Source organism: Stenotrophomonas sp. yr243 (assembly GCF_900184195.1).
Taxonomy (GTDB): Bacteria; Pseudomonadota; Gammaproteobacteria; order Xanthomonadales; family Xanthomonadaceae; genus Stenotrophomonas; species Stenotrophomonas lactitubi.
Map to the genome: position 1 here is coordinate 1,193,701 of NZ_FXWT01000002.1, position 13,716 is coordinate 1,207,416.

Annotated in this window: 14 protein-coding genes; all 14 read right to left on the bottom strand. The window is 68.1% G+C overall.

Annotated features, from left to right (window positions below):
- Window position 1: 1 nt before the first annotated feature.
- The 14 genes from QOL57_RS12150 to QOL57_RS12215 all read right to left on the bottom strand — a co-directional run bounded on the left by QOL57_RS12150 (window position 2) and on the right by QOL57_RS12215 (window position 13,575).
- A complete protein-coding gene (locus QOL57_RS12150) occupies window positions 2-2,347 on the bottom strand; it encodes a hypothetical protein (protein ID WP_089237744.1) in 2,346 nt (781 codons plus the stop codon).
- Entirely contained in the window at window positions 2,340-2,969 is a 630-nt protein-coding gene (locus tag QOL57_RS12155; protein WP_089237746.1) for an outer membrane lipoprotein carrier protein LolA, read from the bottom strand. Before QOL57_RS12155 ends, QOL57_RS12150 begins: the two co-directional genes overlap by 8 nt.
- Entirely contained in the window at window positions 2,966-3,397 is a 432-nt protein-coding gene (locus QOL57_RS12160; RefSeq protein ID WP_033832524.1) for an acyl-CoA thioesterase, read from the bottom strand. Before QOL57_RS12160 ends, QOL57_RS12155 begins: the two co-directional genes overlap by 4 nt.
- Complete coding sequence (locus QOL57_RS12165; protein ID WP_089237748.1) at window positions 3,384-4,934, bottom strand: aromatic amino acid ammonia-lyase; 1,551 nt, start codon at window positions 4,932-4,934, stop codon at window positions 3,384-3,386. The genes QOL57_RS12160 and QOL57_RS12165 overlap by 14 nt, the downstream gene beginning before the upstream one ends.
- Entirely contained in the window at window positions 4,924-5,865 is a 942-nt protein-coding gene (locus QOL57_RS12170) for an acyltransferase (protein WP_089237750.1), read from the bottom strand. The genes QOL57_RS12165 and QOL57_RS12170 overlap by 11 nt, the downstream gene beginning before the upstream one ends.
- A 1-nt stretch (window position 5,866) precedes the next feature.
- Window positions 5,867-6,637, bottom strand: a complete 771-nt coding sequence (locus tag QOL57_RS12175; RefSeq protein WP_089237752.1) for a glycosyltransferase family 2 protein — start codon at window positions 6,635-6,637, stop codon at window positions 5,867-5,869.
- Window positions 6,627-8,312, bottom strand: coding sequence for an AMP-binding protein (locus QOL57_RS12180; RefSeq protein WP_089237754.1), 1,686 nt, complete (start codon window positions 8,310-8,312; stop codon window positions 6,627-6,629). Before QOL57_RS12180 ends, QOL57_RS12175 begins: the two co-directional genes overlap by 11 nt.
- Window positions 8,305-8,856: a hypothetical protein gene (locus tag QOL57_RS12185; protein ID WP_089238175.1), complete on the bottom strand. Its 552-nt coding sequence runs from the start codon at window positions 8,854-8,856 to the stop codon at window positions 8,305-8,307. The genes QOL57_RS12180 and QOL57_RS12185 overlap by 8 nt, the downstream gene beginning before the upstream one ends.
- 22 nt (window positions 8,857-8,878) lie before the next feature.
- Window positions 8,879-9,136, bottom strand: coding sequence for an acyl carrier protein (locus tag QOL57_RS12190; protein WP_025878014.1), 258 nt, complete (start codon window positions 9,134-9,136; stop codon window positions 8,879-8,881).
- A 16-nt stretch (window positions 9,137-9,152) separates the two neighbouring features.
- Window positions 9,153-9,410: a phosphopantetheine-binding protein gene (locus QOL57_RS12195; RefSeq protein ID WP_005411610.1), complete on the bottom strand. Its 258-nt coding sequence runs from the start codon at window positions 9,408-9,410 to the stop codon at window positions 9,153-9,155.
- A complete protein-coding gene (locus QOL57_RS12200; RefSeq protein WP_089237756.1) occupies window positions 9,397-10,194 on the bottom strand; it encodes a lysophospholipid acyltransferase family protein in 798 nt (265 codons plus the stop codon). Before QOL57_RS12200 ends, QOL57_RS12195 begins: the two co-directional genes overlap by 14 nt.
- The gene (locus QOL57_RS12205; protein WP_089237758.1) at window positions 10,187-10,933 is read right to left on the bottom strand and encodes a beta-ketoacyl synthase chain length factor; all 747 of its coding nucleotides are present in this window, start codon (window positions 10,931-10,933) and stop codon (window positions 10,187-10,189) included. Before QOL57_RS12205 ends, QOL57_RS12200 begins: the two co-directional genes overlap by 8 nt.
- Window positions 10,934-11,162: 229 nt before the next feature.
- The gene (cydB, locus tag QOL57_RS12210) at window positions 11,163-12,176 is read right to left on the bottom strand and encodes a cytochrome d ubiquinol oxidase subunit II (RefSeq protein WP_089237760.1); all 1,014 of its coding nucleotides are present in this window, start codon (window positions 12,174-12,176) and stop codon (window positions 11,163-11,165) included.
- Between the two features lies 1 nt (window position 12,177).
- Window positions 12,178-13,575, bottom strand: a complete 1,398-nt coding sequence (locus QOL57_RS12215) for a cytochrome ubiquinol oxidase subunit I (RefSeq protein WP_089237762.1) — start codon at window positions 13,573-13,575, stop codon at window positions 12,178-12,180.
- Window positions 13,576-13,716 lie beyond the last annotated feature (141 nt).

Here is a 13,716-nt window from a genome sequence, read left to right on the forward strand (position 1 = left end):
CTCAGGCCGGCGGCACGTCATGCGGTGGCGGCCGGAACAGCGGCGAGATCAGCCAGACCAGGCCGATGCCGAACAGCAGGGTGAGCCCGAACGCGCGCAGCGCCGGCGTCTGCGAAAGACCCAGCAGGCCGAACGACAGCCAGGTGCTGGCCGCGCCCACGCACACCGCCAGCCAAGCACTGGCGTCGCCGCGGTGCTCGATCAGGAAGATGCCGTAGTCGATGCCCATGCCCAGCAGCAGCATGAATGCCAGCACATTGAACAGCTGCAGCGGCTGACCGAACAGGCCAAGCAGGCCCAGGGTGAGCGCGCCGGCGACCAGGGTTGGTGCGAACACGCGCCAGGCCTGGCGACGGTAACGCAGCCACAGGGCGCCGAACACCAGCGCGATGCCGACCAGCAGCAGGCCGCCCATCAGCTTGCGGTAGTGACCCAGCAGCTGCGAGAAATCAGCGGTGCGGTCGACCCAGCGCACGCCGTCCAGGCCTTCGGCGGCACCGCGCAGGGTGGCCAGCGCATCGGCACGCGACAGGTCATCGACCATCACCACGCTGATCATCTGCCCGCCTACGTTGCCGACCCAGAGGTGGCGGAACGGCTGCGACGCGGGCGAAGCGAGGAAGGCGTCGGCGCTCAGCGGCGCCGCCGCGAATGCAGGGCGCTGCAAGGGCTCGCCCACCGCTTCGCCCACGGCGGCCAGTACACCCGGTTCCACCCGGGCGGTCAGCGCCGCATCGGCCTGCTGACGCGCAGGCGACGGCAACCAGTCACTGATCGCACGGTAACCACCGATGCGCTTGTCGTTGGTCAGTTCGCGCAGGCGCGTGGTCAGCGCTTCTTCGCGCTGCAGAAGTTGTGCGGCATCGCGGCCCTGCACCAGGTAGAACTGCGCCGGGCTGGGCATGCCCAGCAACTGGCTGAGGCGGATCTGCTGGGCCATCAGCGCCGGTGGCGACGACTGCAGGCTGCGCAGGTCGTCATTGCTCTGCAGGCGGGCGATGCCGATGGCCGACACCAGCGCGGCCATGCCGAGGAAGATCGCCACCGGGCGACGCCCGTGCAGGCGCGGGAAACGCTCGAGCGTATTGCCCAGCCACTGCGCGAAGCGGGTAGTACGGATCTCGCCACCGTCCAGCCACGGGAACCAGAAGATCACCGTGAGGAAGGCAGCGGCCAGGCCGACCACCGAGAACAACGCCATCTGCCGCAGGCCGGGGAACGGCGCCAGGCCCAGTGCCAGGTAGGCCAGCGCGCTGGTCAGCAGGGCAAGCCACAGGCCTGGCAGCAGATGCCGCAGCAGCTTCCAGCGGCGGTCGGCCGGCTCGGCCTGGCGCGAAGCGAACCAGTGAATGCCGTAGTCCTCGGCCACGCCAACCAGCGAAGCACCGAACACCAGGGTCAGCACATGCACCTTGTCGAACACCAGCACGGTCACCGCCAGCGCCACACCACAACCGATCAGCAGCGAGGCGGCGACCAGCAGGATCGGCCGCAGCGAGCGGAACGCCAGCCACACCAGCAGCAGCACCGCCGCCAGCGAACCCCAGCCAATGGTGTTGATCTCCTGGTTGGCCTGCACGGCGGCCGCTTCGGCATGCAACGGCACGCCGGCATGCAGGATCTCCAGATCCGGCGCAGCGGCCTTGGCCGCCTGTCCGGCGCGCTCGAGCAGACCGTCGAGATGGCGCTCGCCATCAAGCCTGAAGGCCGAGCCCGGCGTATCGAACTGCAGCGCCGCCCAGTGCTTGCCCTCGGCCTCCAGCAGGCCGTCATCGCCCAGGCGCAGACCGGAGCCCTGGGCCTGCTGCTGCCACCATTGCGGCCACAGCGACAGCGGATCCTGCCGCCACTCGGTCAGGCGCGGCGCGCCCATCGGTCCGTACAGCGCACCCAGCGCCTGTTCGGCCAGCGCAGCGGGTTCGGCCTGCTGCAGCTGCTCGCGCTGGGCCGGGGTCAGCAGGCGGTCGCGGTACGGTGCGTAGAACGCACGTGCGTCATCGAACCAGCCTTCGATCGAACCACTGGGCACCAGCAGCGCGCTGTCGGCATCGCTGGCCATTGCCGCAGCGAACGCCGCCTGCGCGCGCTTGGCAGCGGCTCCGTCGGTGCTGCCGAGCAGCACCACCACCTGCCGCGAGCTGCCATCGGCGATGCGCCGGGTGACGTCGCTGAGCAGGCGGTCGTGCGCGTCCTGCGGCAGCAGGGCGAGGATGTCGGTGTCGATCCGCGACTCCTGGCTCCACAGCCGCCACTGCTGTGCGCCCAGCACCAGCAACAGCAACAGCCAGGCGATGCCCAGCCAGTGCCACCAGCGGCGCAGGCGATCCGGTGCGGCGCTGTCACTCAAAGCGGCGCGCCTCGTCGGCGTTCAACGTGGCCGGCGCTTCGCTCAGCGCAGTGAACTGGATGCGGGTGCGATCCTGGTTGGCTTCGACGATCTCGACCTGGCGCACGTAACGGTCGCCCTGCAACGTCAGCGACTGGAAGGCCTTGGCCAGCATCGCCGATTTCGGCGTCAGCTTCAGGCGCCAGCCCTGCCCTTCACGCGTGGCCTCGACGTTGAACTGGCTGGACAGTGCCTGCACGTCACCGCTCATCAACGCGAACATGATCGCGTTGACCGAGCGCATCGCCGGCTGCTGGCGTGCGTCCAGTTCGACGCGGGTGCTGCCATCGCGCTGGCGGCTGAGGATGCGGTCGGCGGTAACCACCACCTCGGACGGGAACGGCTTGAGCGTGGACCAGATCACCCCATGCTTGCGCGCGACCACGAACTGGCCCTGCGAGCGCAGCGGGTTCTTGAAGCCGCTGACCTGCTTTTCCTGGGTGAACTGCCCGCGCAGCACGTCCGGCCGGGCGACGGCCTGGGTGATGGCATCGACGGCGGGATCGGCGGCCTGCAGCAGCGGCGCGGCAACCAGCAGCAGCGTGCACAGCAGCACGCGCGGAAGACGAAGGGATCGGATCACGGGGCAGGCACTCCAAGACGCTGCCACAGCACCGGCGGGCACTGGTACAGCATTTCCTTGCTGGCCGCGTCGACCGCGACCTGGATGGTCATCGCGCGGGTCAGCACCTGGCCGCTTTCCGCATCGAGGATCTCGTATTCGATCTTCAGCCGGTTCTCCCACTCGACGATGCGCGAGCGCACGCGCAGCGCCTGCCCGAACAGCAGCGGCCGCACGTACTTCACCCGCGCATCGACCACCGGCCACAGGTAGCCCGATTCGAGCATCTGCGGATAGTCGTAGTCGTAGCGCTTCAGCAACGCGCAGCGCGCGATCTCGAAGTACTTGAAGTAGTTGCCATGCCAGACCACGTTCATCGGATCGCAGTCATGGAATGCGGGGGCCAGCTCGATTTCACCGACCAGTTCGTTGCCTTCATTCACCGACATACAGCTCCCAGCGTTGCGCGCGGATCTCCACCAGCAGTTCCCGCAGTTCGCGATCCAGCGCGCGGTCTTCTTCGACCAGGGCGATGCGCTGCCCCAGGTCGGCGTACATGTCGGCCAGACTGCCATGCAGCTGCGCGTTCATGCCAACCCGTTCGCGCAGCGCCAGCCCCTGGCGGGCGGCGATCAGCATGGCCGCCACCACCTGTTCAGTCAGCTCGATCACGCGCAGGCAGTCGCGCGCGGCGATGGTGCCCATGCTGACCTTGTCCTGGTTGTGGCATTCGGTGGAGCGCGAGAACACCGAAGCCGGCATGGTCTGCTTCAGTGCCTCCGCCGTCCATGCCGAAACGCTGATCTGCAGCGCCTTCAGGCCATGGTTGATCGCCGCACGCGGGCCGGTGGCCGCCGACAGGTTGGCCGGCAGGCCATGGTTGTAGCGGGCATCGACCACCAGCGCCAGCTGCCGGTCAAGCAGGTCGGCGATGTTGGCCACGGTGTTCTTCAGCGTGTCCATCGCCAGCGCGATGTGACCGCCGTAGAAGTGGCCACCGTGCAGGATGCGCTCGCCGTCGGCATCGATCAGCGGGTTGTCGTTGGCGCTGTTCAGCTCGGTTTCGATCAGCTGGCGCAGGAACGGCAGGGTGTCTTCCAGCACCCCGATCACGTGCGGCGCGCAGCGCAGCGAGTAGCGGTCCTGCAGGCGCTGCTCGTTGCGCGGCGGGCGCTCGCTGTGCAGGTCGCTGCGCAGGCGCGCAGCAATGCGCGACTGCCCCGGGTGCGGCTTGGCGGCGAACAGGGTTTCATCGAAGTGGTGCGCGTTGCCGTCGCTGGACAGCACGTTGAACGCCGTCAGGCGCGTGGCCATGCGCGCCAGGTAATCGGCGCGCTGCCAGGCCAGGCAGGCCAGGCCGGTCATCACCGCCGTGCCGTTCATGATCGCCAGGCCTTCCTTCGGCCGCAGCTTCAACGGGGTCATGCCGATCTTCGCCAGCACGTCGGCCGCCGGCTGCACGCGGCCATCGTGCAGCACCTCGCGTTCGCCGCACAGCACGGCTGCCACGTACGACAGCGGGGTCAGGTCGCCACTGGCACCCACCGAACCTTCGGCGGGAATCAACGGCAGCACATCGTGCTGCAGCAGCGTGGCCAGGCCTTCCAGCAACGGCACGCTGACACCGGACATGCCACGCACCAGCGAGGCCAGGCGCGCAGCCAGCACGGCGCGGGTCTCGGCCGGGTCCAGGTAACGGCCCAGGCCGCAGCCATGGTAGGTGTACAGGTGGTGCGGCAGCTCGGCGACCAGTGCCGGCGGAATGTTCACCGTGCACGAATCGCCGTAGCCGGTGGTCACGCCATAGATGACGCCATCCTCGCGAAGCAGGCGGTCGAGGAAATCGGCACCGCGCTGGATATGTGCGCGGAACGCCGGCGCATCGCTCAGCGCGGCCTCGCACGTGCGCTGGGCCAGGGCGACCACGTCTTCGATGGTCAGCGGTGCATCGCCGAAACGGCACACGGGTACGGCGTCAATCGTCATGAGGAGCCTGATCCCAGAAGGGGAAGAAATTGAACCAGTCCAGCGGGGACTGGATGACCTGGAGTTCCAGCCAGTGCGCGAAGCGCTGCGCCTGTTCGGCCAGTGCGGCATCGCGCGAACCGCGCGGCAGCACCACGCGCTCGGCGAACTGTTCGAATGCCACCCGATAGCCGTCGCCCTGGTGCAGGCACGACATCGTGTAGACCGGGCAGCCCAGCGCTGCCGCCAGCACGTAGGCGCCGATCGGGAACGGCGCACGGTGGCCGAGGAAATCGGCCATCACGCTGCGCCCGCCCTGCACCGGCACGCGGTCGCCGACGATGGCGACGAAGCCACCCGAAGCGACCTTGTCGGCCAGCAGCATCGCCGTGGCAGGGCCCATTTCGGTGACCTGCACCAGCTCAACGGCGGCCAGCGGGTCCAGCCGCTGCAGCAGGCGGTTGAAACGCTGCGCATGTGCGGTATGCACCAGCACGGTGATGCGGAAACCGGGCACCTGCTCTGCCAGCACCTGGCACAACTCCAGGCAGCCGATGTGCGCGGTGAGGATCAGGCCGCCTTCGCGGCGTGCGATCTTGCCCAGCACCAGGTCGCGCTGCAGGCGGATGCGCTCGGGCGGATAGCGGCCGCCAAGGCCCAGAATCTTGTCCAGCATCGTGTCGGCGAAGCTGAAGAAATGGCGCAGGCTGTCGCGCCGGGTGGGCGCATGCCCCAGCGCCCCGGTATGCGCCTGCAGTCGTTGCAGGTACTGCATCGAGGCCTGGCGGCCGACGCGGTTGCCGAGCCAATGGCAGGCCACCACCGGCCACACGCACAGGCGGAACGGCCAGCGCCCGAACCAACGGTGCACCCAGCACAGGAACAGTACGCCGGCCACCGAGGTGGACTCGCCGATGTCGGCCCAGTGCGGGGCGTTCTGCGCGCGGCTCATCTCAGCCCTGCCCCTGCAGCCGGCGCCACAGCAGGCGCGGCGCACGCCACAGCATGCCGAAGAACAGCCGGGTATGCATGCGGCTGATGCGCACGTTGTCGCGCCACACATCGAAATGCGAAACCCCGTCGGCGGGATAGGTCACGCGCGTGGCCAGGTGTTCGACCGGTACCTGTCGCCAGTACAGGCGCACCATCACTTCGGTGTCGAAATCCATGCGCCGGCCGATGGTTTCCTCGCCGATCAGGTGCAGCACCGGCGGCAGCGGATACACGCGGAATCCACACATGGTGTCGCGCAGGTGCAGCGACAGCGTGTTGATCCACACCCAGATGTGGGTGGCGTAGCGACCGTACAGGCGGGCCTTCGGTACGCTGGCATCGTAGGCCGGAATGCCGCAGATCACTGCGTCCGGGCGGGTACGTGCGGCATTGATGAAACGCGGCAGGTCGCCGGTATCGTGCTGGCCGTCGGCATCGATCTGCAGCACGTGGGTGTAGCCACGACGCTGCGCTTCAGCGAAACCGGCCAGCATCGCACCACCCTTGCCCTGGTTCACGTCCAGCCGCAGCAGGTCGACGCCCGCCCGCTGCGCCAGTTCCCGCAGCACCGCCGCGCACGAGGGCTGCGAGCCATCGTCGACCAGCAGGCAGGACAGACCCGCGGCCTGCACACCATCGACCACCGCGGCGATGGCGTGTTCGTGGTCGTACACGGGAATGACCACCAGCGGCGCGAACGCGCCGCCAGCGGTGGCCGGGTCAATGCGCATCGGCGAAGACCACCCTGCCGCTGGCATGCACGCCATGCTCGGAGGTATAGCGGAACGTCAGCACGCCGCGCTCGGCGTCCCACTGCAGTTGCAGGGTCAGCTCGTCGCCAGGGCGGGCCACGCGCTGGAACTTCACTGCATCCATGCGCTGGAAACCGGTCGGCAGCACGAAGGCCTGGCGACCGAAGCGCACCGCCCAGTCCAGCTGGGCCACGCCGGGCAGGATCGCCGCCTGCGGGAAGTGGCCCTGGAACGCGCGCAGCGCGGGGTCCAGCGTCATCCGCAGGGTGGCCTCCGCCTCTTCGCGACAGTCCCAGACCGGCACCGGCATCAGCGGCTGGAACAGCGCGACCAGCGCCGCCTGGGTGACCTTGCCCTGGGCATTGATCGGCAGCGATTCGACCAGGCGCCAGCGGCGCGGCCGGGTGACCGCGTCATGGCCCTGCGCCAGCCGCGTGCCCAGCCGTTGCCCCAGCGCACGCCGTGCGCTGTCACCGGCACGTGCCAGCGCCGGATCAGCCGGCACCACCACGGCCGCCAGCTGCTCACGCTGGCCCTGCAGCACCAGTACGCGCGCGTCCTCGACTTCAGGGTCCTCGCGCAGCGCGCGCTCCAGTGCGTCCAGCGAAACGCGCCGTTCTTCGATCTTGACGATGCGATCGGCGCGGCCCAGCAGGCGGAAGCGGCCATCGGCCAGTGCTTCCACGCGATCCTGGGTGCGCCACCAGTCCGACGTCTCCAGGTGCGGCGAGGCGACCGCCAGGCAGTCCTCCTCGATCCGCCACTGCACGCCCGGCAACGGCCGCCACGGCGGTGCATCGGAGTCCCAGCGTCGCCAGGCGATGCCGCCGGTTTCACTGCTGCCATAAACCTCGGTGGGCGCCACGCCCAACCACTGACGGACCTGGCGCGCTGCGTCCTCCGGCAGCGGGCCGCCGGAGGAAAACACCGCGCGCAGGCGACCGTGCAGGCTGGCCCAGTCGAGCTGCTCGGGCAGGCGCTTGAGATGGGCCGGGGTGGCGACCAGCACCGTATCGGTACCGGCCAGCGCGCCCACCAGGTCTTCGTGGAAGAAGCGCCGGGGCTGGATCGCGCGGCCGGCAGCCAGCGGCCACAGCACGCGGAACAGCAGGCCATAGATATGCTGGTGGGACACGGTGCCATGCACCTGCGCGCCGTCGAGCTGGGCGCCGAAGGCGGCCTGCAGTGCGTCGACCTCGCGCGCCAGCTGGTCCAGCCGCTTGCTGATCGCGCTGGGTTGGCCGGTGCTGCCGGAGGTGAACACACATAGTTCGCAGGCGCGTTCGTCCAACGGCAGCAGCGGCGCATCGTCGGCGACAGCGGTGGCCTGCAACGGCTGGTAATCGGCCGACAGGTCGCCTGCAAAACCACTCACCTGCGGCTGCAGCGCCAGCAATGTCGCGGGCAGGTTGTCGGCGGCCAGGAACACCCGCTTGCCGGCATGCCAGGCACCGAACAACGCGGCAGCGAAGGCCACGGTGTCATCGAAGTAAAGCGCCCAGTCGCGGCCTTCGGCAGTGCTGAAAGCGTCATGCCAGGCCAGCACGCGCAGGCGGAAGGCGGCATGGTTGACGGCAATGCCATCGCAGACACCGATGTCGCGGCCGGGCTGCGCCGTGATCAGCAGCCGATCCAGGGCGATCCAGTCAGCCATGCGCGTGCGCTGCCTTGACCCGACGCCGTACCAGCCATTCGCCCCCGAACAACAATCCCATCATCACGTACGCCAACAATCCGTTGTAGAGCATCCAGACCCGGTCCGACGCATACAGCGCGGTGAGCAGGGCGAGACCACCATTGAGAACGAAAAAGCCGCACCACACCTGGGTGACGCGACGGGTATAGATCACCGCGAACGGTGGCAGGTCCGGCTCCTGCAGGCGCGCCAGGCGTTCCACCAGGGGCGGACCGAAGCGCAGGCTGGTGGCGAACACCGTCAACATCACCACGTTCACCAGCGCCGGATACAGCTTCAGCGGCAGCGCCTGGTTGAGCACGGTGGCCAGCCCGGCCAGCAGGCCCGCGCCGGCGGCGGCGGCCCACCACAGGGGCTGCCGGGTACTCAGCGCGCGCAGCAGGGCCAGCGCAAACAGCAGCAGCGCCAGCCAGCGCGGCTCGAAGCGGCCCATCGCCGCGTAGACCAGCACCGGATAGGCAAGCGAAATCGCTGCCACCACGACCATGCGTGCCCGTGCCATGGTCGCGGCGTCCGTGCTGCTGTCAGGCAGCGGCCTGACCGGGCAGCAGGCCATGCACGACATCAACGATGTCCTGCACGGTGCGCACGGCCTTGAACGCTTCAGGCTGCAGGTTGCGGCCGAGCAGCGGCTTGAGCTGCACGATCAGGTCCACGGCATCGATGCTGTCGATGTCCAGGTCGTCGTACAGGCGCGATTCCGGGCTGATCCGCGCCGGCTCGATCTCGAAGCTGTCGGTCAGGATGCGGACGATGCGCTCGAACAATTCATTCTTGGTCATGGCAGTTCCTGGCGCCTTACGACTGGCGGGCGGCGACGAACTCGCCGAGCGCGCGCACGCTGGAGAAATGGCGACGGGTTTCTTCCGAGTCGGCCGAGAGGCTGACACCGTACTTCTTCTGCAGCGCCAGGCCCAGTTCCAGCGCATCGATCGAGTCCAGGCCGAGGCCTTCCACGAACAGAGGCGCGGTCGGATCGATGTCCTCCGGGGTGATGTCCTCCAGTGAAAGCGAGGAAATGATCAATTCCTTGATCTCGTGCTCAAGTGCTTGCACGGGTCGGATCTCCAGACAGGTCGAAATAACGAGTGAGGTGGTCGGTGACGCGACGGGCCGCCAGGGCATCCCCCCTTGGCGAGTCATCTTCGGCCAGAAACGGCGCGATCGGGATATCTTCGCCGATCTGCAGCTGAACGTGAAAACGACGTGAGGGCACACGATACCACTTCTGGCCCTTGGTCAACGTCGGCGGGGTGCAGGTAATGCGCACCGGGGTGATGTCCAGGCGCCCGCGCACGGCGATGTTGGCGGCGCCGCGCTGCAGCCGCAGCGGCTGCCCGGGCACACTGCGGGTACCCTCCGGGAAGATGACCAGGGTGCCGCCGGCATGCACGGCCGCCGCGCAGTCATCGACCAGGCCAGCGCCGTCGTCATTGGAAATGTAGCCCGCCGCGCGCACCGGGCCGCGCATGAACGGGTTGCAGGCCACCGCCCGCTTGACCACGCAGTCAGCGTTGGGCAGCAGGGCGATCAGGCAGACCACGTCGATCAGAGTCGGGTGGTTGGCAAGCACCAGCAGGCCGTCGCGCTGCAGGCGTTCGCGCCCTTCCACCTGCAGGGTCATCACCCCCAGCCGGCACATCAGCCATACGTGGCTGGCGAAGGCGCGCTGGACCAGCCGGCGGGCCCGGCGACGACGGGCAACCGGGTCGCGCATCAGCAGCAGCACCGGCATCACCAGCACGCCCAGCAACAACCCACCCACGCCAAACGCGGCAAAGCTCAGACCGGTGCCGAACACCCGCCAGGCATGATCGAGGCGGCGCAGCGCCTCAGCCACGGCGGCGCCAGGACCAGCGCTGGCCTTGGGTCACGTGCTGCAGCACCGGATCTGCGGCCAGCAGGAAGCGGTGCAGGTCCAGCGCATGCGGCAGCAGGCCCGGCGCGCTCTGATCGACGTCGTCGGCGACCTGCCAGGACAGCGAAAGATCGGTGCCACCGGCGGTGCCGACGGGTGCCAGACGCCAGCACCAGGCAAAGAACGGGTCGGGTTCGTCGGCGAATTCGGCGTAAACGTCGGGCAATGGCGACTCATAGACCACGATCCGAACTTCACTGGCCCCATCACCAAGCAGGCCGACGGCCTCCAGGCACGCCGCTTCCACCGTCGACTGGCCGGCGGACAACGCCAGGTAGTTGCCACGGTGGCCGCGGGCGATCGAGTACAGCGCGGCGATGGCGTTGTGCACCGACAGGCCGAAGCCGGTGGGCGACAGCGGCTGATCGGCCACCAGCGAGCCCAGCAGGTCCATCGAACGGGCGACATCGCCATGGCGGCTGGCGAACACCAGCGGCACCTGGCTGTCAGCGCCCTGCCCGTCCTCGCACCAGCACGCCGCCTGGATCGCCATGCGGCCCAGGCGCTCGATACGGCGGCGCTGCATGGCCGGAATCTCGGCCAGCGCCGGCGTGTCCTCGCCCTGCGGCAGGAACGGCGACCCGGCCCAGCCCATCCATTGGCTACGCTCGGTCAGGCCAGGCGCCCAGGCGGCCCAGTCGACAACGGAAAATTCGATCATTACCGGTGATGTTTCGATGGGCGAACGAGAGTCTCGAGCCATTACGGCGACACGCGGCTGCCCCCCATTCCTGCAGCCATGCATCCGTCCAGGACGTCGCCGGCTGCCCCCCTGGCTGCCGGAAAGGAGCGCACGCTAGCACGTCCGACACAGGGATGACATGTTTCACAAAGCACAACGGGGAACGGTCAGCGACCGTCCCCCGCGTGGATTGATCCAGCGAACGGATTCAGTGGTAGCCGGCGTCAGCGCGCACCTTGCCGCGGAACACCCGGTACGACCAGGCCGTGTAGCCCAGGATCACCGGCAACAGCACCACCAGCCCGACCAGGGTGAAGCTGAGCGAAGAGGCCGGCGCGGCGGCCTGCCACAGCGTCATCGACGGCGGCAGCAGGTACGGCCACATGCCCAGCACCAAGCCAGCGAAGCCAAGCACGAACAAGGCCAGGCTGAGCAGGAACGGCGGCAGGTCGCGACGCGGATGGGTGGCGCTGCGCCACAGCGCGATGGCCACCGCCAGGGTCAGCAGCGGCACCGGCGACAACCACCAGAAGTTGCCGTCGCTGAACCAACGGTCCATCAGCCGCGACTGCAGGAACGGCAGCCAGCTGCTGACCAGGCCCATCGCCGCGATCACCGCCACCACCAGCGGCCGGGTCATCTGCCGGGCCAGCGCCTGCACGCGGCCTTCGGTCTTCAGGATCAGCCAGGTGCTGCCCAGCAATGCGTAGCCGGCTACCAGCGCGGCACCGGTCAGCATCGCGAACGGGCTGAACCAGCCGAACGCACCGCCCTGGTACACACCATCGACCAGCGGCAGGCCCTGCACCAGCGTGCCGAGGATCACACCCTGGGCGAAGGTGGCCAGCAGCGAACCGAGGCCGAACGCCACGCTCCACAGCCGCCGCGAACGATGCGCCTTGAAACGGAACTCGAAGGCCACGCCACGGAACACCAGCGCCACCACCAGCAGCAGCACCGGCAGGTACAGCGCCGACAGCAGCACCGCGTAGGCCTTCGGGAACGCCGCCATCAGGCCGGCGCCGCCGAGCACCAGCCAGGTCTCGTTGCCGTCCCAGATCGGCGCGGCGGTGTTCATCATCAGGTCCAGCTGTTCCTCGTCCTCGGCGAACGGCGCGAGGATGCCGATGCCGAGCACGAAGCCATCCAGCACTACGTACATCAGCACGCCGAAGCCGATCACCGCGAACCATGCCACCGGCAGCCAGGTCATCAGGTCCATGTCAGCGCTCCTCCAGCGGTTCGTCGGCGGCCGACAGCGGCCGCGCCGGGGTGTGGCTGCCATGGTCCAGCGACGGCCCTGCGTCGTACGGCTGCGGGCCATGGCGCAGGATCTTCACCAGGTACCAGATACCCCAGCCGAACACGAAGGCATAGCCGACCACGTACACCGTCAGCGACAGCGCGGTCATCCACGCGCTCTGCGGGCCAACCGCATCGGCGGTGCGCAGCACCCCGTACACCACCCACGGCTGCCGTCCCATCTCGGTGACGAACCAGCCCGATATCAGCGCGATGAAGCCACTGGGCAGCATCCAGTTCCAGCCGCGCAGCAGCCACGGCGAATCGAGCAGCTTCTTCCGCCACAGCTGGATGGCCGAGACCCAGGCCAGCACCAGCATCAGCGTGCCCAGACCGACCATGATGCGGAAGGCGAAGAACACCGGCGTCACCGGCGGCCGCTCGCTGGCCGGCACCGACGTCAGCGGATCGAACGTACCGTCCAGGGTGTGGGTGAGAATCACGCTGCCGAGCTTGGGAATGGCCACCTCGAAATCGTTGCGCTCTTCCTTCTCGTTGGGCAGTGCGAACACCACCAGCGGCACGCCCTCGCCCTGCTTGGTCTCATGCCAGTGCGCTTCCATCGCCGCGATCTTCATCGGCTGGTGCTTGAGCGTGTTCAGGCCATGCATGTCGCCGACGAAGATCTGCAGCGGCACGGTGAGCGCGGCGAACGCGACGGCGGCGATCAGCATCCGCCGACCCGCTTCCACGTGTTGGCCACGACGCAGGTACCAGGCGCCGACACCACCGATCACGAAACAGGTAGTGATGAACGAGCCCAACGCCATGTGCGCCAACCGGTACGGGAAGGACGGGTTGAATACCACCTGCCACCAGTCGACCGGATGCACGATGCCGTTGACCATCTCGTAGCCGGCCGGCGTATGCAGCCAGCTGTTGGACGCCAGGATCCAGAACGTCGAGAACAACGTGCCCAGCGCTACCATGCACGTGGACAGCCAATGCAGGCGCGGCGATACCCGGCCCCAACCAAACATCATCACGCCGAGGAAGCTGGCTTCCAGGAAGAACGCGGTGAGCACCTCGTAGGTCAGCAGTGGGCCGATGACCGTGCCGGCCACTTCGCTCAGCCGCGGCCAGTTGGTGCCGAACTGGAAGGCCATGACGATGCCGCTGACCACGCCCATGCCGAACGACACCGCGAAGATCTTCTGCCAGAAGAAATACAGCTCGCGCCATACCGGCAGCTTGGTGCGCAGCCAGCGCCATTCGATGAAGGCCAGCCAGCTGGCCGTGCCGATGGTGAAGGCCGGGAACAGTACGTGGAAACTGATGACGAATCCGAACTGGATCCGCGACAACAACAACGCGTCCAAGGGACGCCTCCTGCCAGGAGCCGGTGGGATACCGGACCACTTTAGGAGGATTTCGTTAAGGTGGGATGCGACCGGGTGACGCGCTGCTTCACTTTGTCGCAGGTGGAGGCGGCGCAGCCGACATGGCGCGGCACTACCGTT

What these genes read in the sequence shown, in the direction of transcription:
- QOL57_RS12160 (WP_033832524.1), bottom strand. Translation starts at nt 3,397, where the DNA reads ATGTCGGTGAATGAAGGCAACGAACTGGTCGGTGAAATCGAGCTGGCC.
- QOL57_RS12165 (WP_089237748.1), bottom strand. Translation starts at nt 4,934, where the DNA reads ATGACGATTGACGCCGTACCCGTGTGCCGTTTCGGCGATGCACCGCTG.
- QOL57_RS12170 (WP_089237750.1), bottom strand. Translation starts at nt 5,865, where the DNA reads ATGAGCCGCGCGCAGAACGCCCCGCACTGGGCCGACATCGGCGAGTCC.
- QOL57_RS12175 (WP_089237752.1), bottom strand. Translation starts at nt 6,637, where the DNA reads ATGCGCATTGACCCGGCCACCGCTGGCGGCGCGTTCGCGCCGCTGGTG.
- QOL57_RS12180 (WP_089237754.1), bottom strand. Translation starts at nt 8,312, where the DNA reads ATGGCTGACTGGATCGCCCTGGATCGGCTGCTGATCACGGCGCAGCCC.
- QOL57_RS12185 (WP_089238175.1), bottom strand. Translation starts at nt 8,856, where the DNA reads ATGGCACGGGCACGCATGGTCGTGGTGGCAGCGATTTCGCTTGCCTAT.
- QOL57_RS12190 (WP_025878014.1), bottom strand. Translation starts at nt 9,136, where the DNA reads ATGACCAAGAATGAATTGTTCGAGCGCATCGTCCGCATCCTGACCGAC.
- QOL57_RS12205 (WP_089237758.1), bottom strand. Translation starts at nt 10,933, where the DNA reads ATGATCGAATTTTCCGTTGTCGACTGGGCCGCCTGGGCGCCTGGCCTG.
- cydB (WP_089237760.1), bottom strand. Translation starts at nt 12,176, where the DNA reads ATGGACCTGATGACCTGGCTGCCGGTGGCATGGTTCGCGGTGATCGGC.